This is a genomic window from Porifericola rhodea, from assembly GCF_030506305.1.
Taxonomy (GTDB): Bacteria; Bacteroidota; Bacteroidia; order Cytophagales; family Cyclobacteriaceae; genus Catalinimonas; species Catalinimonas rhodea.
In genome coordinates, this window is record NZ_CP119421.1 from 3,241,857 (window position 1) to 3,261,701 (window position 19,845).

General features: G+C 42.0%; 18 protein-coding genes. 10 read left to right on the forward strand and 8 right to left on the reverse strand.

The genetic code is table 11. The features are described from left to right. Window positions 1-14 precede the first annotated feature (14 nt). From PZB74_RS13220 to PZB74_RS13245, 6 genes are all read left to right on the forward strand, one after another. Window positions 15-818, forward strand: coding sequence for an alpha/beta fold hydrolase (locus PZB74_RS13220; RefSeq protein ID WP_302236750.1), 804 nt, complete (start codon window positions 15-17; stop codon window positions 816-818). A gap of 48 nt (window positions 819-866) precedes the next feature. Beyond that, complete coding sequence (locus tag PZB74_RS13225) at window positions 867-1,679, forward strand: sugar phosphate isomerase/epimerase family protein (protein WP_302236751.1); 813 nt, start codon at window positions 867-869, stop codon at window positions 1,677-1,679. Between the two features lie 57 nt (window positions 1,680-1,736). Next, entirely contained in the window at window positions 1,737-3,440 is a 1,704-nt protein-coding gene (locus PZB74_RS13230) for a ribulokinase (RefSeq protein ID WP_302236753.1), read from the forward strand. Beyond that, entirely contained in the window at window positions 3,427-4,119 is a 693-nt protein-coding gene (gene araD, locus PZB74_RS13235) for an L-ribulose-5-phosphate 4-epimerase AraD (protein WP_302236756.1), read from the forward strand. Before PZB74_RS13230 ends, araD begins: the two co-directional genes overlap by 14 nt. A gap of 143 nt (window positions 4,120-4,262) precedes the next feature. Continuing rightward, window positions 4,263-5,135, forward strand: coding sequence for a formate dehydrogenase accessory sulfurtransferase FdhD (gene fdhD, locus PZB74_RS13240; RefSeq protein ID WP_302236759.1), 873 nt, complete (start codon window positions 4,263-4,265; stop codon window positions 5,133-5,135). After that, window positions 5,125-7,407 (forward strand): FdhF/YdeP family oxidoreductase, encoded by a 2,283-nt coding sequence (locus tag PZB74_RS13245; RefSeq protein ID WP_302236762.1) that lies wholly within the window; start codon window positions 5,125-5,127, stop codon window positions 7,405-7,407. Before fdhD ends, PZB74_RS13245 begins: the two co-directional genes overlap by 11 nt. An 83-nt stretch (window positions 7,408-7,490) precedes the next feature. Here the strand turns inward: PZB74_RS13245 and PZB74_RS13250 are convergent, their stop codons facing one another. Further along, entirely contained in the window at window positions 7,491-7,868 is a 378-nt protein-coding gene (locus tag PZB74_RS13250; RefSeq protein WP_302236765.1) for an Hpt domain-containing protein, read from the reverse strand. Window positions 7,869-8,009: 141 nt separating this feature from the next. Continuing rightward, window positions 8,010-8,336, reverse strand: coding sequence for a HesB/IscA family protein (locus PZB74_RS13255; RefSeq protein WP_302236768.1), 327 nt, complete (start codon window positions 8,334-8,336; stop codon window positions 8,010-8,012). A 247-nt stretch (window positions 8,337-8,583) separates the two neighbouring features. Between PZB74_RS13255 and mce the strand changes: the two genes are divergently transcribed. Both mce and thiL read left to right on the forward strand, forming a co-directional pair. Beyond that, the gene (mce, locus tag PZB74_RS13260) at window positions 8,584-8,985 is read left to right on the forward strand and encodes a methylmalonyl-CoA epimerase (RefSeq protein ID WP_302236770.1); all 402 of its coding nucleotides are present in this window, start codon (window positions 8,584-8,586) and stop codon (window positions 8,983-8,985) included. A gap of 22 nt (window positions 8,986-9,007) precedes the next feature. Next, entirely contained in the window at window positions 9,008-10,060 is a 1,053-nt protein-coding gene (gene thiL / locus PZB74_RS13265) for a thiamine-phosphate kinase (RefSeq protein ID WP_302236772.1), read from the forward strand. Here thiL and PZB74_RS13270 read toward each other — a convergent pair. The 6 genes from PZB74_RS13270 to PZB74_RS13295 form a co-directional block, all read right to left on the reverse strand. Then, window positions 10,041-10,892 carry a hypothetical protein gene (locus PZB74_RS13270; protein WP_302236774.1) on the reverse strand — a complete coding sequence of 284 codons (852 nt, stop codon included), beginning with the start codon at window positions 10,890-10,892 and terminating at the stop codon, window positions 10,041-10,043. The genes thiL and PZB74_RS13270 overlap by 20 nt on opposite strands. Before the next feature lie 126 nt (window positions 10,893-11,018). Beyond that, window positions 11,019-11,381, reverse strand: coding sequence for a hypothetical protein (locus tag PZB74_RS13275; protein ID WP_302236776.1), 363 nt, complete (start codon window positions 11,379-11,381; stop codon window positions 11,019-11,021). A 159-nt stretch (window positions 11,382-11,540) separates the two neighbouring features. Beyond that, entirely contained in the window at window positions 11,541-13,511 is a 1,971-nt protein-coding gene (locus tag PZB74_RS13280; RefSeq protein WP_302236779.1) for an ATP-binding protein, read from the reverse strand. A gap of 170 nt (window positions 13,512-13,681) precedes the next feature. After that, window positions 13,682-14,611, reverse strand: a complete 930-nt coding sequence (locus PZB74_RS13285) for an aspartate carbamoyltransferase catalytic subunit (protein WP_302236782.1) — start codon at window positions 14,609-14,611, stop codon at window positions 13,682-13,684. 10 nt (window positions 14,612-14,621) lie between these two features. Beyond that, window positions 14,622-15,161: a bifunctional pyr operon transcriptional regulator/uracil phosphoribosyltransferase PyrR gene (gene pyrR / locus PZB74_RS13290; protein WP_302236784.1), complete on the reverse strand. Its 540-nt coding sequence runs from the start codon at window positions 15,159-15,161 to the stop codon at window positions 14,622-14,624. 303 nt (window positions 15,162-15,464) lie between these two features. Further along, window positions 15,465-16,997, reverse strand: coding sequence for a hypothetical protein (locus PZB74_RS13295; protein ID WP_302236787.1), 1,533 nt, complete (start codon window positions 16,995-16,997; stop codon window positions 15,465-15,467). 221 nt (window positions 16,998-17,218) lie between these two features. Between PZB74_RS13295 and PZB74_RS13300 the strand changes: the two genes are divergently transcribed. Both PZB74_RS13300 and PZB74_RS13305 read left to right on the forward strand, forming a co-directional pair. Continuing rightward, the gene (locus tag PZB74_RS13300) at window positions 17,219-18,235 is read left to right on the forward strand and encodes a glycosyltransferase family 9 protein (protein WP_302236789.1); all 1,017 of its coding nucleotides are present in this window, start codon (window positions 17,219-17,221) and stop codon (window positions 18,233-18,235) included. Window positions 18,236-18,286: 51 nt separating this feature from the next. After that, window positions 18,287-19,696, forward strand: a complete 1,410-nt coding sequence (locus PZB74_RS13305) for a Glu/Leu/Phe/Val family dehydrogenase (RefSeq protein ID WP_302236792.1) — start codon at window positions 18,287-18,289, stop codon at window positions 19,694-19,696. Window positions 19,697-19,845: the final 149 nt, after the last annotated feature.

Genomic DNA, 19,845 nt, shown 5'->3' on the forward strand with positions numbered 1-19,845 from the left:
CAAATCCAAGACCTATGCCATACGCTAAAGTAAATGGTATTCAAATGTATTATGAAGAAAGAGGAAGTGGAGCCCCTCTTTTGCTAATTATGGGAATTACTGCTCCCGGCGCCGTTTGGGAAAAGCATGCGTCGTACTGGGAGCCGCATTTCCGTTGTATAATCACTGATAACAGAGGGGTAGGCCTAAGCGATAAGCCCGAAGGGCCTTACACAACTGCCCAGATGGCAGATGATTACGCTGAGCTTTTAGATGTTTTAAATATTCAAAAAGCTAAAGTAGTAGGTGTTTCTATGGGTAGTACCATAGCTCAGCAGTTAGCCTTACGCCACCCGGATAAGGTAAGTAGTATGGTGCTTATGTGTCCGTGGGCACGCTGCGATCGCAAAGGGGAAGCTATTTTTAAACATATGATGCATGCCAAACGCCTCAGACCTGAGGAGTTTGCCAACTTTGTGCAGCTTCTAATTTACCATAAGTCCAGTTTTGACAATGATGAGGTATACGAAGACCTCTTAAAATCTCAGTCAGCAGATGCGGTCAACCCTTTTCCTCAACCTTTACACGGGCTGGAAGCCCAGGCTCATGCCTGTATTTCGCATAATGTTTTGGCTGAATTACCTAAAGTACAGCACTCCTGTCTGGTTATAGGTGGCGAAGAAGACATGTTTGTGCCCGAGTGGATGGTGCGCGAAGTGGCAGAGGCTCTGCCCAATAGTTCACTGCACCTGTACCCTAACGCCGGTCATGCCTTTCACTGGGAAGAAATTGAAGACTTTAATCCCCGGGTATTAAAGTGGTTACAGGAAAATAATTAGCCAAAGGCCGTAAATGGCCCTACTATAAAACATCTAAAACAAAAAATTATGAGCAAAATTAAGATTGGCTGCGAAACATATACCTGGCAAATGCCGGGCGAACAATATAAAGGAAAGCTGGAGCATATCATGAAAATTATGTCTCAGGCAGGCTTCAGCAGTATTGAACCAGATACCAGTTTTTTACATCACCTTTCAGATCCTGAGCTAATGAAAGCAGAGCTGGAAAAAAACAAGCTGGAGCTATCAGTACTATGTCTGGCGCAGCCCTGGCGGTATGCCGAAGAAACTGAAGCGGAAAGAGCTCAGGCCGATCAATGGATAGAATTTTTGCAACATTTTCCTGATGCTATCTTTCTGCTGGTACAACTACCGGGCGAAGATCGCTCTAACCTGGAAGAACGGCAGCAGAATCTGCTCAAATGTGTGAACCGCATAGCTAAAAGAGCAACAGATAAAGGCATTGTCTGCTCTTATCACCCTAACTCTCCTGCCGGATCGGTCTACAGAACTGAGGAAGACTACAAAATACTACTTAATGGATTAGATGCATCGGTTATTAAATACACCCCGGATGTTGGTCATATCGCTAAAGGAGGCATGGACCCCTTAAGCATTATTAAAGAATACAGGGAGCTGGTTAATTGTGTACACTACAAAGATATGTACGAAAATGGCAATTGGGCGCCTATGGGAGAAGGGGCAATTGACTTTAAAGGGATAACCGAAGAGCTGGTTAACACAGATTATGAAGGCTGGATCATTTTTGAAGATGAATGCGATCAGGCAATCACCGATCCGGATGGTGTTACCCTTAAAGATGGCGTATACGTGAAAGAAGTGCTAAAACCTATGCTTTAAAAAATAAGCGTAGGTCTGGAAGTATATGGTTTAGACCTGCCTGATGACAATAAAATTATGACAAAATATGCGATAGGGTTAGATTATGGTACTAACTCCTGTAGATCTCTGATTGTAGACTTATCTGAAGGTAAAGAAGTAGCTTCTACTATTATTAATTATCCATCTGGCGAGGCTGGGGTGTTGGTAGATGCCGCTGAGCCTCAACTGGCCCGTCAGCACCCAGCTGACTATTTGCAGGGAATGGAGTATATCATTAAAGAAGCTATCCGGCAAGCCAGCGCCCTACAAACTGACTTTAAACCTGAGAATATTGTTAGTATCGGAGTAGATACTACCGGAAGTACTCCTTTGCCTGTAGATCAAAATGGCACCCCTCTGGCTTTACTTCCAGAATTTAAGGATAACCTTAATGCTATGGCGTGGCTGTGGAAAGATCATACCAGCCATGCTGAAGCTGAAGAAATCACCAGGCTGGCAAAAGAGATCAGACCCGAATATCTGGCAAAGTGTGGGGGAATTTATTCTTCTGAATGGTTTTGGAGTAAACTCTACCGCTTACAACATGTAGATTCTGAGGTTTTTGAGGCTACATATAGCTTTGTAGAGTTATGCGATTACCTTCCGGCAGTACTGACCGGAAAAGCTCAGCCAAAAGAAATGTTTAGAAGTATTTGTGCCGCTGGCCATAAGGCTATGTTCAATAAAGAGTGGGGCGGCCTACCGGATAAAGAGTTTTTATCTGCCCTTTCTCCCGAACTGGCAACTTTCAGAGACAGACTTTATGAAGAGGCCTATAGTGCTGACCAAAAAGTAGGCAACCTCTGCTCCGAGTGGGCAGACAAGCTGGGGCTTAGCACAGATACGGTGGTGGCCGTAGGGGCTTTTGATGCTCATATGGGTGCAGTGGGTGCAGGAGTCAATGAAGGAACTATGGTAAAGATACTGGGTACCAGCACCTGCGATGTGATGGTAAACTCCAACAGTAAAGAGCTCGCCGACATCCCCGGTGTGTGTGGTATTGTAGATGGTTCGGTAATACCTGGGTTTTATGGTATAGAAGCTGGACAGTCGGGAGTAGGTGATATCTTTTTATGGTACGTAAAAAACTTTGTGCCAGAGACTTATGGTAAAAATCTGGACGAAAAATTTGCGGCGTTGGAGGCTAAGGCAAGTGTCCAGAAACCCGGAGAGCATGGACTGCTGGCTTTAGACTGGCACAATGGAAACCGAACAGTCTTGGTAGATTCTTTACTAAGTGGTCTGATAGTAGGGCAAACCCTGCATACTAAGCCACACGATGTGTATCGAGCACTGATAGAGGCAACCGCTTTTGGAGCGCTAACCATTATTAAAAGAATAGAAGCTTATGGTGTGCCCGTAAAAAAAATAGTAAACTGCGGAGGCTTGGCAACCAAAAATCCAATGCTGATGCAGATCTATGCAGACATTACCGGTAGGCCAATGGTAGTAGCCCGAAGCGAACAGACCTGCGCACTGGGGGCTGCGCTACTTAGTGCTGTAGCAGCAGGAGCCTACCCTAACATAGACGAAGCACAGCAAAAGCTTTGTGGGTTTCAGGATAAAGTATACCACCCTAAAGAAGAAAATCATCAGGTATACACTCAACTGTATGAGCTATATTTACAAATGCATGATGCCTTTGGGACCAGTGAATGGACTGGCAACTTAGCGCATTTAATGAAAAAGCTTATCTCAATCAGGAACAAGCAAGCACAAGCAAACCATGAACATAACTGAAGTAAAAGAGCAGGTATTGATAGCTAATCAGCAGTTGGAAACTACAGGTTTAGTTAAGCTAACTTGGGGAAATGTAAGTGGAATAGATCGGGAACAAGGCCTGGTTGTTATCAAGCCTAGCGGAGTCCCCTATAGCCACCTAAGCATTGAACAATTGGTAGTACTTGATCTGGAGGGTAATAAAGTGGAAGGAGCGCTAAAACCTTCCTCTGATACGCCTACTCATTTAGCTCTTTATCGGGCATTTTCTGAGATCGGAGGCATTGTGCATACCCATAGTATGTATGCTACCATGTTTGCTCAGGCTGGTAGAGAAATTCCTTGTCTGGGTACTACACATGCCGATCACTTTTCTGGTACTATCCCTTTAGCGCGCCACCTTACTCGTAAAGAAGTGGAAGAAGATTATGAGGCCAATACTGGTAAATGTATTATTGAGCGCTTTGAAAAAATCAACCCTATGGAAATACCAGGGGTACTACTGCATCAGCATGCACCTTTTACCTGGGGTAAGACTCCTCAGGAGGCACTAATTAATAGCCAGGTGCTGGAGGCAGTCGCCGAAATGGCCTGGGGTACTTACTTACTCAATGCTGCCACCAAAGAGATTCCTAACCATATCATGAACAAACATTATACTCGTAAGCATGGGCCCGATGCTTATTACGGACAAAAGTAAATAAGCGTAGCTTCATCGGGGTAGAAAGATTTTTATGTAAACAAATACAGGCGTATGGTCTTTTTACTATACTATTAACTTATTCTCTGCTGGTGAAAGCTACGCATAAAGAGGATATTTAAAGCAGACCAGAAAGCGTTGGAATGAACACAAGTGTACAAGCTACCCGCATTGTTAAAGTAGGAGCCCACCAAGGCACTACAACAGATCTTCTGGCGGTGGAAGAGCCTCTGGAAATCAGGCTGGCTTATGGCTCCGCCCAGAATAGAAAACAGATAAGTGTTTCTGTAACTATGCGTACGCCCGGTTATGACTTTGAGCTTGCATTAGGCTTTCTGTTTACTGAAGGCATCATTCAGCAATTTGAGCAAATAGAGAAAATCCGCTATTGCCAGAGTGAGCAGTCACAACACAATAATGTCTTAAAGGTAGAACTCTCTACACAGGTAAATATTGATGTGCAGAAGCTACAACGCAACTTCTACTCAACCTCCAGCTGTGGCATTTGTGGTAAAGCTTCTATAGAAGCTGTAGATACCCTTTGCTCCAACCTTAGCTTAAGAAACGATTTTATTATCAAAGAAAGTGCTATCCATCAAGCCCCACAGCAATTGAAGGAAGCTCAGGTAGTGTTTAAGCATACAGGAGGACTTCATGCTGCCGGTCTATTTGATGCTGCTGGAAACCTTCTCCTCTGGCGAGAGGATATTGGGCGACACAATGCGTTAGATAAGCTTATCGGAGCCTGCTTTGCTAAAGACCGTGAGCTTTTGCGCTCCTCTTTTCTTTTACTAAGTGGTAGAGTAAGTTTTGAGCTGGTACAAAAAGCTCTGATGGCAGAAATACCATGTATCGCGGCGGTGGGCGCACCCTCGCATCTGGCCGTTCATTTAGCGCAAAGTTATCGTATGACATTAATTGGCTTTGTAAGGGAGCAGCGATTTAATATATACAGTGGAATCTCCAGGCTAGCTATTAATCAAAATTTGACAGATCAAGAGTATTATGGCAGATAAACCTATTTCTGAAAGCGAACAACAGTTAAAGCTTAGTCATCGCAAAACGGTAGCGGGCGGTATTCCGGCCATCACTAACTCCGTAAAACACGTGTTTGGCGAAGTGGGAGTAGTAGATGGAACCAGGCTTATGCTGGAAATTAACCAGTTTACGGGTTTTGACTGTCCAGGATGTGCCTGGCCAGATCCTGATACCTATCGTTCTGCCGCAGAGTTTTGTGAAAATGGAGCTAAGGCTGTAGCAGAAGAAGGAACTACTGAAAAGGTAGATGCAGCTTTTTTTGCCAGACATTCGGTAGAAGAACTTAGAAGCTGGACAGATTATGAGCTAGGTAAGAGTGGTCGCATCACTGAGCCTATGATTCTCAAAAATGGTAGCGCACACTATGAGCCAATCAGTTGGGCCGAAGCTTTTCAAACCATAGGTAATCAGTTACAAAAACTTGCTTCTCCTAACGAAGCAGTTTTTTACACCTCCGGAAGAACCAGTAATGAAGCAGCTTTTCTGTATCAGCTGTTTGTAAGGCAATATGGTACTAACAATCTGCCCGATTGCTCCAATATGTGTCATGAGTCTAGTGGAGTGGGCCTAACTGAGACTTTAGGGATTGGTAAAGGTTCAGTAAAACTGGATGATTTCTATAATACCGAGCTGATCATTATCATGGGGCAAAACCCCGGCACTAATCATCCTCGTATGCTTACAGCCTTACAGGATGCCAAGAAGAAAGGAACTAAAATAGTAACGATCAACCCTCTGCCAGAGGCCGGCTTAATTAGCTTCAAACATCCACAGCACCCTGGCGATCTGCTGGGAAAAGGAACTTCGCTGACCGATATTTTTCTGCAAATTAAAATCAACGCTGATGTTCCTTTGCTGAAGGCTTTGATGAAAATATTACTGCGCAAAGAGGAACAAAAGCCCGGTACAGTGCTTGATCATGAATTTATCAATAGTCAGACTACTGGTTATCAGGAACTGCTGGCTGATTTAGAGCAGTACGACTTGTCTGAGCTTATTCAAGAAAGTGGGGTTGACAAAGCGCAAGTAGATGAATTTGCTGAGCTATTGGCTAGCCGTAAAAAAATTATTGTATGCTGGGCGATGGGGATTACGCAACATAAAAATGGGGTAGACAATGTTCGTGAGATCGTCAATCTACTTTTACTGAAAGGAAGTATAGGTAAAGAAGGTGCGGGCACCTGTCCGGTTCGCGGACATAGCAATGTGCAGGGCGATCGTACGGTAGGAATCTGGGAGAAGCTTAAACCAGAATTTGCGCAGAAGCTGAAAGAAGCCTTTAACTTTGAACCTCCCACAGAAGATGGCTATGATGTAGTAAATGCTATTAAAGCTATGGCAGAGGGTAGGGCCAAATTTTTTATGGGCATGGGAGGTAACTTTATTTCGGCTACCCCGGATACCAGTTATACTGCACAGGCCTTGCAACAATGCGAAATGACAGTGCAGGTATCTACTAAACTGAACAGAAGCCATGTAGTACATGGAAAAACAGCTCTGATATTACCTTGCCTGGGCCGTACAGAAATTGATATGCAGGCAAGCGGTCCTCAGATTTTGTCAGTAGAAAACTCAGCAGGGGTAGTACACCAGAGCAGGGGGCAGAGGAAGGCAGTATCTGACAAACTGTTGAGCGAACCTAAAATTGTAGCTGAACTGGCCAAAGCTACCCTGGGTAAAAAAACTACTGTTAACTGGGATCAAATGGTTAATAATTATGACCACATAAGAGATGCCATAGAAAAAACTGTAGATGGTTTTGGGCAGTACAACATGCGTGTAAGACAGTCAGGAGGCTTTTATTTGCCAAATGGTGCCAGGGATCGTAATTTTAAAACCAGCAGTGGTAAAGCTCATTTTACTATCAACCAAAGTCCTATACACAAGCTTTCCGAAGATGAGTTTATGATGATGACGATAAGAAGTCATGATCAATATAATACGACAATTTATGGCCTGCACGATCGCTATCGGGGCATACACAACTACCGAAGGGTTGTATTGATGAATGAGAAAGACGCGCTGAGGTTAGGCCTGGAAAATGAAACAATGGTAGACCTGACGAGCCTTTACGATGGTGTAGAAAGGGTAGCAGAAAAGTTTAAAGTTGTAATATACAGCATACCGGAGCAATGTGTAGCTACCTATTTTCCGGAAGCAAATGCGTTGGTGCCTTTCAATCGTTTTGCCCACAAGAGCAACCAGCCAATTTCTAAGTCTGTAGTGATAAAAATTAAGCAGAGGTCATAAGAAAAGAGTATGCTGGCCAAAGAAAAACGCCTGCTTTTATAGTTGCAGGCGTATCTCGTGGGTATACAATATGAAGTAAAAGTTTAACTTATTTGCTCACCTTTAAGCGTAGAGATTGCTTCTTCTATCGTCTGTAAGAAAAGAGGAAACTGATCGGAGATTTGAGCTCCATCATTATTTTTTCCGTTTTGCTCAATGCTTTTGATGATTTCGTAGGACTTGTTAAGGCCCATAAACTGTATAGAAGGTTTAATTTTATGTGCCAGCTTGCTCATGCCTTCCCAGTCTTTAGATTTCAAGTAGATATTCAGGAGGTAAAGCATTTCGGGCATTTCACTTACAAAGCTGCTTACCATTGCCTCTATAAAGTCAGAGTCGCCATCAGAAATTTCTTTCATATAGCTAAGGTCTACCTGCTCTAGCACCTCTATGTTTTCGTTGTGATTAGGTTCATTGGACATAAGCTTTGCGTTTTGTTGTAAACTTGATTTTTTATAAAAACTCACTATCCACAGCAGAAGGGCAATTGCATGACTAGCACCAGGGCATAAAAAAAGCCAAAATCTGATGACTTTGGCTTTGAAAACTGATGGTCTCTGCGTTTATACTGCGAAGCTCTCTCCGCATCCGCAGGTACGGGTAGCATTAGGATTGACAAATTGAAAACCTTTACCGTTTAGGCCGTCAGAAAAGTCAAGCGTAGTACCCAGGAGATACAGCAGACTTTTTTTGTCTACCAGTATTTTTATGCCCTGATCTTCAAAAACCTGATCACTCTCTTCAACTTTACTGTCAAAGATCAGGTCGTACATAAGACCGGAGCATCCTCCACCTTTCACTGCTACTCTAATGTTATGATTATCGGAGTAACCTTCTTCAGTTCTCAAAGCATGAATTTTTTCTTTTGCTTTGTCAGTGACTTTTATCATTGTAAAGTAAATTTTATTAAGCCAATAATATCCGCGTACTTTGTGTACAAACTTACTTGCGTAAATTGCAAGCGGATTTAAGCACATATCCAAAGTGTTGAGCTTCATTTATTTACAAATTTTGTAATATATGAAAGCTTGGGTTGGCCAGGTCAGGCCTAAACTTTGGTAATTGCTGCCGCAATTTATAAACTATCTAGGTAATATATAAATTTGAACTGAGCTGTTCAAGAAAAAGTTTCAATGCATGATGCGCTTAGAACACATAGGAATTGCAGTAAAAGAAGAGGAAGATTCCACTTCATTATTTGCTCGTTTGCTGGGAAACGAAGCTTATAAAAGCGAAAAAGTAGAGAGCGAAGCTGTTAAAACCATCTTCTTTGAGCTAGACAATACGAAACTAGAGTTGCTACAATCGCTTTCTCAGGATTCCGCTATTGACAAATTTATCAGCAAAAGAGGAGAGGGTATACACCATCTGGCTTTTGCTGTAGATGATATTAAAGCTGAGATTAGCCGACTGAAAGCAGAGGGTTTTACTTTTGTAAACGAAGAACCTAAAGCGGGTGCTGATAACAAACTCATCTGTTTTTTACATCCAAAGTCAACGAATGGCGTACTTATAGAGTTATGTCAGGACAAAAAGTAAGCATTTTTAATCGTAAATATTTATGGCAGAAGATAAGCCTAAAAGAACAGAAATAAGTCAGATGGGGGAATTTGGCCTCATCAAGCACATACAAAAATCCTTTAAAACTGTAAACGCATCTACCAAACTAGGCATTGGGGATGATGCAGCGGTGATAGATGCCGGCGATAAATACATGCTGCTCAGCACAGATATGCTTACCGAAGGGGTGCATTTTGACCTGAGTTACACCCCACTCCAGCATTTAGGGTACAAAGCAGTAGCAGTAAACGTATCTGATATTGCAGCAATGAATGGTATTCCTAAGCAAATTACGGTAAGTATTGGTTTAAGCAACCGGTTTTCTGTAGAAGCAGTAGACGCACTTTATGAAGGTATTCGCTTTGCCTGTGAAAACTATAAAGTTGACCTTATTGGTGGAGATACTACTTCTTCTCAGGCAGGATTAGTGCTGTCTATTACAGCAGTTGGAGAAATAGAAAAAGAATTACTTGCCTGTAGAAATACCGCTAAAGTGAATGATATTGTGTGTGTTAGCGGAGACCTGGGTGCAGCCTATATGGGTTTACAGGTACTGGAACGTGAGAAGCTTACCTTCCAGGAAAACCCGAACATGCAGCCTCAGATTCAGGGCTACGATTATATTGTGAAACGCCTGCTGCGTCCAGAGGCCCGCATGGATATCGTTCATGAGCTACGCGACCTTAAGGTAGTACCCACCTCAATGATAGATATATCGGATGGCTTGGCTTCCGAGATATTTCATATCTGCGAGCAGTCCGGCTTAGGGATGAACATCTACGAAGAGAATCTACCCATTGATGAGCTGACGTACAGCACAGCCGCGGAGTTTAAGATTGATCCTAATACCTGTGCTCTTAATGGAGGTGAAGACTATGAACTTCTATTCACTATTGCACAGGATGACTTTGAGAAAGTCAAAAATCACAGAGATATTCATGTCATTGGGTATGTACAGGAAGCCAGCAAAGGTATAAACCTGGTAACCCGTGCTCAGCAGGCTGTACCTATACAGGCCCAGGGCTGGGTACATTTTAATAAGGGGAATGCCTAGTTAGCCAGTAATATAAGCGGCTTAAGTTAGTAGCTACAATTGCTGCCCATACGGCTGCCAGACTAAGTGCAGATCCATATCCGTATACAAAGAACATAAAAAGTAATGTAAGTAGTACAATGAGTTGTGCTGCTTGCATTCTACTACCGTTAAGGGGCTGTACTTTGTAGTCTTCAGTAGAGTGAGGCCGCTTGTATGAATTGATTACAGCCACAAATACTAGCGAATTAAGCGCCACACCAAGCAGCCAGGCCTCAGGAAAAACAAGTGCTTCGTATCCTAAATCTTTCCTGAAGAACAAACCTCCCACTATACCCAAAAGTAATGCTGCTAAAGCATACCATAAACTTTTTCTATTGACAGGAGACAAAGTATAATCCGCGAGCAGCACAACTGCTGTGCTAAAGCCAAGAATATATTGCCCCCTCCAGCAAAGAAAGGCGGTAAGCCCCAGCACCAAAACTATATCGCTGACTTTAAGCTTTTGACCGCAAATATGGCTGCATATTCTTAAAATCATTAAGAAAGCAAGGAGAGCAAGCCAGTCAGTATTTTCTGCAAAATAGAAAGCTATGAGAGAAAAAGGAATAGCCAGAAAAGCTGATGTATTTACATCAGGATCTATTTCTCTGCCCAGGGCCCAGCTAAAAAAAACAGTCATGCTTGCTTGTGCTGCCCACCATAAGCTATCCAGAAAAGCGGTATCCAGATAAAGCCACTGGTATGGAAGAGCAATAAAAAAGCTTAACAAACAAAGGAAAATTACAACAAGATTACTCCGATATGAGACATCCAGAGGGCGGGCTAAAGCCGAAAAATTAGAAGCTTGCATAAAATGTTAAAGGCAAAAAAATTGATAATGTGAAGTGATAGACTCTGTTTACTAACTATAGCATCATGATTTGGTTTGAGTTGTCTATCTGGTGAGTTAAAGAAAGGAGGCTAAAGATGTGGCCTCCTATTCGTTAGGATAGGGAATGAAAACAAAGTTTGTAAACTCATCATCTATCACAAAAAGGCAGCAAAACTCATCAGGATCTTTGTAAGCCTTTTTAAATTCGTCGGCATCGCTGACCAGTTTACGTTGTACAAACTCGTCTAAGTAGGTTACATTGTAATGCCAGTTGGTAGCCATTTCGCCACGAGCGATCAGTGTTTTACCAATAGGCGTCTGTACCTTGGCAATCGGAAAAACAGGAAAATCAGAAAACCCACGCTTACGGATCTGGTAAGAAGCTTCTTTCAGCGTATCCGCTACTACTACAAAGTCCTGGGTAATGGTGCCCAGATATTTACCGTTTAATTCAGGATCGTTATTCATTACACATCAATTAAAAAATGCAAAATTCGTTTTCTTAGCCCTTATTAACAAGTCTGTAGGGCAAGGGATTCGTTTTCATGCGATAAAATGTATTTGCTTATTTAACTTATAGATAGTTGTGCTTTTGTTAATACATGTTTTTGACCTACAAGCTAGCCTTTAAACATTGTTTACTTCTTTTTGAGGAGCGGCTTTAGGTAGCTTAATACTGAAGGTACTACCTTCATTAAGTTTGCTGCTTACGTCAAAGCTTCCTTTGTTCTGCCTCACCAGCTCGTGGCAAAGTGTTAGGCCAAAACCGCTGCCGCTTTCATTTTGTGTTCCCTTTTGTGAGGCTTTTTTGTCTATGGTAAAGAGCTTATTTATCACCTCATCACTCATGCCTATGCCCTGATCAATTACAGCAACTTCTACAGTTTCTTTCATTTTTCGGGCACTTATGTAAATAGAGGAGTCAGGATAAGAGAATTTGATACTGTTGGATAGCAGGTTACGGATAATGGTGTTTACCGATTGAAAGTCTGCCTGGGCATATACCTCTTCCTCTGATTGATTGACCAGCCTAATGTTTTTCTCCCGTGCAGTAGCCTCATATAGGTCAATATTCTGCATAATTACATCATTGATATCTACGCTCTCAAATTCCTGCTTCTTGTTGCCGGTTTGCATTAAAGACCAGTTTAGCAGATTATCCAGCAGCTGGTTAAGGTTATCTACTGCTTTGTTAATGTGCATACTCATCTGTCGCCGTTCCGCCTGGTTCATAGTCTCAATTTCTTCGCTTAGTAGGTAAGAGAAACCTTTGAGTGTATTTAAAGGGCTACGAATATCGTGAGAGATGATTGAGAATAGCTTGTCTTTAGTTTGGTTGAGCTGACTCAAATGATTTTTCTGTCTGGATAGTTCTTCAGACTGGACCTGTATCTCTTCATTTTTGATGGCAAGCAGCTTGTTCTTTTGTTTGTTTCTCCGGTTTGACTTATAAAGGGCTATAGAAAAAACCAGAATTGCCAGGAGGCTGATGCTCAACGAAATAATGATAGTACGTTGTTGCGTCAGTGAAGCTTCCTGAAGCTGTTTATCCTGTTTCAGAAGCATAATTTCTGTCTTCTGCTGTTCATCATCAAACTCTGCCTTCAGCTCAGCCAGATGCTGCTCGTTGGTGATTTTTCTTAGACTATCTTTTATGGCTTCATGTTGTAACTGATAGCGAAAAGCATCTTCAAAGTCTCCCTGCTCAGAGCTGGCTTTAACGAGTATACGCAGGGCATTCTCAAGCGCGCGTTCGGAGTTTAACTCCTGAGCTACAGCATAGCTCTGCCGAGCATAGGCACGTGCTTTGTTTGGCTGCTTAAGGTCCAGGTAAATATTGGCTATCTCTCCGAGGTTAGTACTGCGAGCAACTTTGTCTTGTATCACTATAAAAAGGCTATCTGCTTTATGCATATGAGACAGAGCTTCCTTATAATTTCCCTTTTGCACGGCAAGATTACCCAGCGTATTAAATCCTCGGGCAATGCCGTACTGATCGTTACGCTGGAGCTTAATCTGCATGGCTTTGAGGTAGTATTCTTTAGCCTTATCCAACTGGCCTTCTTTCTCGTAAATGGTGCCTATATTATTAAGCGCGTAAGATTCTCCCTGAAGGTCGCCACTTAGCCTGAATATCTCCAGCGCTTTATGAAAGTATTCTCGGGATGATGGGTAGTCGCCTGAAATTCCATAGACAATACTGATATCATTATACGCATTACCGATTTGAACACTGTCTCTGATCGTTTGATAAAGGCTGAGTGCAACTAACATATCTTCCAGCGCACCGCCAAAGTTGCCATCATTGCGTTTGAGCCTGCCTATTTGCAGCATAGCATCAGCCTTGCCCTTGGGATCATTTAGCTGCTCTGCTAGCTGTAGTGCACTCTCTGCATAGCGCATGGCACTATCAGGAATGTAATTCTGATAAGAGAGGGCGAGCCGGGTCTGTAACCTTACCAGTGCGGTATCTTCCGTAGTAGGCAGTAGCCTCTTGAGGCTATCAATGGCAGCTTCCTGCGCCCGAAGTGTGAGGCTAAAAAAGCTGAGAGACAAACTACAGAAAATAAGTAGTAGCTTTTTGGGTTGAAGACGCATTTTAGTTGAATAATAAATTCAAGAAAGTAACTTAGTTGCCGCTTCGCCCACGTCCTTATGATAAGAAGAGCTTAGTCTGCTCTTATTTTATCATACAGCGCTGATTAACATATTCTCCATGCATCTCGCCGCTCGGCCCTAAAAGATAAGTATAATATACTCTAAAGCTATTAGTCTTTATGCTGACTAGCAAGTAAATATAGTACTGCCATTCGTACTGCTACACCGTTTTCCACTTGTTCCAGTATAATAGCGTGTTCGGAGTCAGCTACATCGCTATTTAACTCAACTCCCCGGTTAATAGGGCCGGGGTGCATTATGGTAATTGGTTTACTCAGGCTATTAAGCAACTCAAGGTTTATGCCATAATAAAGCGAATATTCTCGTAAAGAAGGAAAGTATTTTACCTGCTGACGTTCTAGCTGTATGCGCAATACATTTGCGATATCGCACCACTCCAGGGTTTCCCTTACATCAAGGCTAACTTTTACACCCAGGCTTTTTATGTATCGGGGCAGCAGTGTAGCCGGCCCACAAACCATAACCTCAGCACCAAGTTTTTTAAGCGCGAAAATATTAGAAAGAGCTACTCTGGAGTGCAGTATGTCCCCGATGATGGCTACCTTTTTGCCTTCTACGCTTCCGTATTTGGAGTAGATAGAATAGGTATCTAGTAGAGCCTGCGTAGGGTGTTCGTGAGTACCATCTCCGGCATTTACTACATTGGCATCAATATGTTTAGCCAGAAAATGAGGCGCACCTGGACTGGCATGGCGCATTACGACCATATCCACCTTCATCGCCAGTATATTGTTTACTGTATCCAGAAGTGTTTCGCCTTTTTTTACCGAGCTTCCAGAAGAAGAGAAGTTAACGACATCGGCAGAGAGCCTTTTCTCAGCCAGCTCAAATGATAGTCGGGTACGTGTAGAGTTTTCAAAAAACACATTGGCAATGGTGATATCTCTAAGCGAAGGCACCTTTTTGATTGGGCGATTAATTACCTCTTTAAAGCTATCAGCAGTCTGAAATATAAGCTGAATTTCTTCGCTGCTCAGGTCTTTGATACCTAATAAATGTTTGCTTCGCAATGCGTTCATGTATCTCTTCTTATTTATTACTTAACCATACACCATCTTCTTCCCCCTTTTCTTTCCACTGCACCTCTATACGTTGGGTGTCCAGGGTATTTACCGCTCTACCCACATAATCTGCTTCTACCGGCAGGTGCCGAGCATATTTTCTGTTAACAAGTACAAGTAACTCAACTGTGGTAGGCCTTCCGAAAGTAATCATGGCATCCATAGCGGCTCTTACCGTACGTCCGGTATACAGCACATCATCTATGAGTATCACTTTTTTTTCTTCAATCAGGAAGGGTACTTTGGTAGTGCTTGCTGCCAGAGGGGTACTTCTTCTTCTAAAATCATCACGATGAAAAGTAGTATCCAGATAACCTAGTGGAACATTATGTCCGGTAATTTCTTCTAATCGGGCTTTGATACGGTCAGCGAGATGAATACCCCGGGGCTGAAGACCTAAAAGGACGGTATTGTCAAAAGGCGTATGGTTTTCCAAAAGCTGCTGGCATAGGCGGTCAAGCATAACCTCCAGCAGTGGCTGGTCTATGATTTGTTTTGTTTGTTTCATGGATGCGCTGCAAGTTACAAGGCTTAAGTTACATCTTGCAAGAGAAAAGGCGCAATTTTTGGCGAGATATTAATTTTTAGAGACGCAGCATTTCTGAATCGGCAGCACTACATAAAATAATCCCCGCGAGAATAACTTGCATCTTCGCGGGGCAACTTATCAGGCTTTTGTTGTTGGTTAAGTCAACAGCCAAATTTACCTCTGAAATCTGTTTCTTACCACTTCCATAATTATTAATGGGGAGGGGAGGCATCAAAAATTGCCCAATTATGGAGGCGATACTAACCTTTACTCATAATAAAATCAGCTACCACTACCATTAGCGTCATAGGCTACTTTGTTAATAAAGAATACCTTTCGCTTTTGATAAAGGCTGCTGGTGTTTTTGTTTTTAATATCCTGAGTGCCATGTACGTAAAAGTATTCTCCGTACCATTTACGTATACCTGCAATATCACTGTCATTTTTGTTTTTTAGCTCATCGCTTTCGTAGGCCAGTTTGATAGGGCTGGTGGTTGTTTCGTCATACTCGCCATTATTTTTAATGATTTTGGTCTTTATTTCTTTTTCGTAAGAGTACATTAGCACTACGCTATCGTTCTGCACATTTACGTGAACTAACTGTTTGAGCTGCATGCTCTGAGCATTATCCAGCTTAAAAGCATGATCCCAGAGGAGGTTGCCCTTTTTGTCAAAGCAAACAGCTATGGCATGTGTATAACGGTAACCATCAAAATACATATTATCGTAGCGAGAAGGATACCCCCCATAAAAACCACTGTAGTAATAGTTATTATATTTTGGATAATAAGCCTCTCCAAGCAATATGTACTTGCCATTATCCGCGATTAGCTCATGGATAGTCATCCGGTAGTTGAACTTCAGCTTTTTGTTTTTTTGCCGCTTACGCTCAATCCTTTTTTTGATGCGCTCTTTACGTTTGTCTCGCATATAGCTGAAGAAGTTGCTGAGGTCCCCATAGTTATAATACTTAATATCCTGCTGTCCGTCGGGTTGTATGGAAGCGATAAACAATCCGCGAGAATAGCGCGATTTTCTGGGCCCATAAGTACCAGCCAGAAACTGTTTTTCCCCATCAAACTCTGTTACCTGAGCATCCAGCAGGTTTTTTCTGTCTTCTGTATCAAGCGGAGCACTTTGCAGTAAGTTGCTATACTGGTCGTAAGCCTTGAGGGTAACAGTTTTTACCCGCTGGTTATTCATTTCACCTATCAGTACATCAAAAGTATTTTCCTGCTCATTAGGGATAATGTCTATTAACTCTCCATTCTCCTGATAGATACCTGGCAGAGCTCTAAGCCGGCGAGTAAGCATATCATAATGAATAACTACAGGTTTGTAGTTGAGCTGCCCGCCCAACACAACAGTTTGCCCTACAATTTCAAAGTACTCCAGATTAACAGGCACTACCTGGTTGATCGTATGCTCTACGGTGTCGCCACTTTCTAATGACATATTGAGCATAGGCCAGCTACGCTCCTGGTAGGGACCGTCCTGAAAAAGTATACAAACCTGACCTTTGTCATAATCGTATCCTCGCAAAATGTAGTCAGACTCCAGCGATAGGGTACGCTTCCACTCCTGCTCCAAAGCAGTGTTGTACTTCAAAAACTCCCAAATATGTTTCCCTTTTTTGTCTCTCTCTTCAGAGTCGCGAAATATCAGTAGTCCGTTTTCATCGGCAGATAGCACAACAAATTCGTTACTGCTGCTTTCAACCTCTATTTCTATGCGGTCTGGCTGAACTATCTGCGCACTGCTGAGCCAAGGTAAACCAAGTAGGACGATCGATAATATGTAAAATCTTGCTCCCATAATTTGACAATTTGCTGTCCGGATAAACTAATCAAAATCCTCTCAAACGAATACTAGTCTTACTATAAAATAAGGCTTTTTTTTGAAACAATAAACAGCTGATTTGTTAGTATAACGCTAATTAGTCCTAATTAACTCATGAAAATCAGAAGTCTTCTAATTTTCTCTAAAAAACTTAAACAGAGGCACGGGGCACCTGGCTTAATTTATATTTTTGTGCTATGGCAAATAAGAAGATACTAATTCTGAGATTCTCTTCCATCGGAGATATAGTGCTCACCACACCGGTACCTCGCACCCTTAAAACCCAACTCAATGCTGAAGTTCACTATTGTGTAAAAAAGCAGTACCAGGGTATTTTATCTAATAATCCATATATAGACAAAATTCATACGCTGGAAAATAGCCTTAATAGCTTAATTAGTCAGCTTAAGTCTGAGAAGTTTGACTACATTATTGACCTGCACAATAATCTACGTACCCGCATTATTAAAACCAGGCTGGGAGTAAAGAGTTATAGCTTTAAGAAGCTTAATGCAGAAAAGTGGTTAATGACCAATTTTAAAATCAATAAGCTGCCTAATGTACATATTGTAGACCGCTATATGGATACTGTAAAGCCTTTGGGCGTAAAGATGGACAGTCTGGGCTTAGACTATTTTATTCCGGAAAAAGACGAGGTAGAATTAGACTGGCTGCCAGAGACGCACAGGCAGGAGTTTGTAGCTTATGCCATAGGAGCACAGTTTAATACTAAAAAACTACCGCTTGAGCGCATGATTGAGTTATGTGATCGTATTAATAAGCCTATAGTATTGTTGGGAGATAAAAATGATCGTATAGAAGGTGAGAAGATTGCAAACTTTTTTGCTCAAACAGAAGATTCTCTGCCCCTTGAGCCCAAGCTCCAAAAGGACTTCAATAAAAAAGCTGTTATTTATAATGCCTGTGGCAAATTTAATCTCAACCAGTCAGCCTCTATTGTAAAGCAGGCGAAGTATGTGTTTACCCACGATACAGGACTTATGCACATTGCAGCAGCATTTAAGAAAACAATTTATTCTATATGGGGTAATACAATTCCGATGTTTGGTATGTATCCTTACCGAACCAAGTTCATTGTATTAGAAAATAACAAAGTATCCTGTCGGCCCTGCTCTAAGATTGGGTATCAGTCGTGCCCTAAGGGTCATTTTAAATGTATGCACGATATAATATTTGATTTTTATATACCCTAGCTAAATTTGTTAAGCGCAAGAATTTAATTTTTTATCCATAACCCATTGTATATGAGTGATTACAGTTTTTTTGGAGATGTCAGCAGTTACATTGACCGTGCGGCTTCCTATACCGATCATCCCTCAGGGCTTATTGATCAGATCAAGCAATGTAATAGTATTTATAAGTTCAATTTCCCTATTAAGTTATCGGGTGGTGGCTACAGGGTAATTACAGGCTGGAGGGTACAGCACTCTCACCATCGCTTACCAGTAAAAGGTGGTATACGCTACAGCAGCCACGTCAATGAAGATGAAGTAAAAGCATTAGCTGCTCTAATGACCTTTAAGTGTGCGTTAGTAGACGTACCTTTTGGTGGAGCCAAAGGAGGGGTAAGCATTAATCCGCGTGAGTACAAGGAGCCTGAGTTGGAATCTATCACCAGAAGGTATACAGCTGAACTGATCAAAAAGAACTTTATAAGTCCGGCTTTGGATGTGCCCGCACCTGACTATGGTACCGGAGAGCGGGAAATGGCATGGATAGCAGATATTTACAGTACATTTTATCCTGAGCAGATCAATGCTTATGGTTGTGTTACCGGCAAACCTATTTCACTACACGGAATTAGAGGGAGAACAGAAGCTACCGGTAGGGGAGTCTACTTTGGAATACGCGAAGCAGTAAGCATAGAAGAAGATATGAAAGCTATCGGCTTAAGTCCGGGGCTGGAAGGAAAAAAAGTTATTGTTCAGGGTTTAGGTAATGTGGGTTATCATTCAGCAAAATTCCTTCAGGAAAGTGGAGCTATCATTATTGGAGTCGCCGAGTATAATGGAGGTATTTATAACGAGGATGGTTTAGATATTGAAAACTTGATGAAGCTCAAAACCAGTAGTGGGTCTATCGTTAATTACTCCAAAGGTAAAGGTATTCTTAACCCCAATGACTTGTTGGAGTATGAGTGTGACATATTAGTGCCTGCCGCCCTTGAAAACCAGATTACAAAAGATAATGCGAATCGTATTAAGGCCAAAATTATAGCGGAAGCTGCAAACGGACCTATTACAAGAGAAGCAGAAGAAATTTTGCTTGCGCGCAATGTGTTTATCCTTCCAGATCTTTACCTGAATGCAGGAGGGGTTACGGTTTCTTATTTTGAGTGGCTAAAAAACCTTTCTCGTGTTTCTTTCGGAAGAATGGATAAGCGTTACGAAGAGGTTAATAATCGTCGCATATTACAGGCTATGGAAGAGCTTACCGGAGGGCAGCTTTCAGATGCTCATCATAAGCTGCTGGAAACCGGGCCAGGAGAGGTAGATATCGTAAATTCTGGCCTTGAGGAGATTATGGTGTCTGCCTATCATGAGACCAGAGAACTTATGAAAACGAAAGATATACCTGATTTTAGAACTGCATCTTTTGTAAGTTCTGTAGAAAAAATAGCAATATCTTACTTGTCAAGAGGTATATTCCCTTAATAAATTAGGGTTTAGTACACTTATAGCTCACAAGATATTTTAACTGATGTAGGATTTTACTAGCTTTAGTAAAGCTTGGTAGAAGTTATACTTCTAATTTTAGCCTTTACTTACAAATTGGTAGGTAAATTGTGCCAACCAAATGCTAA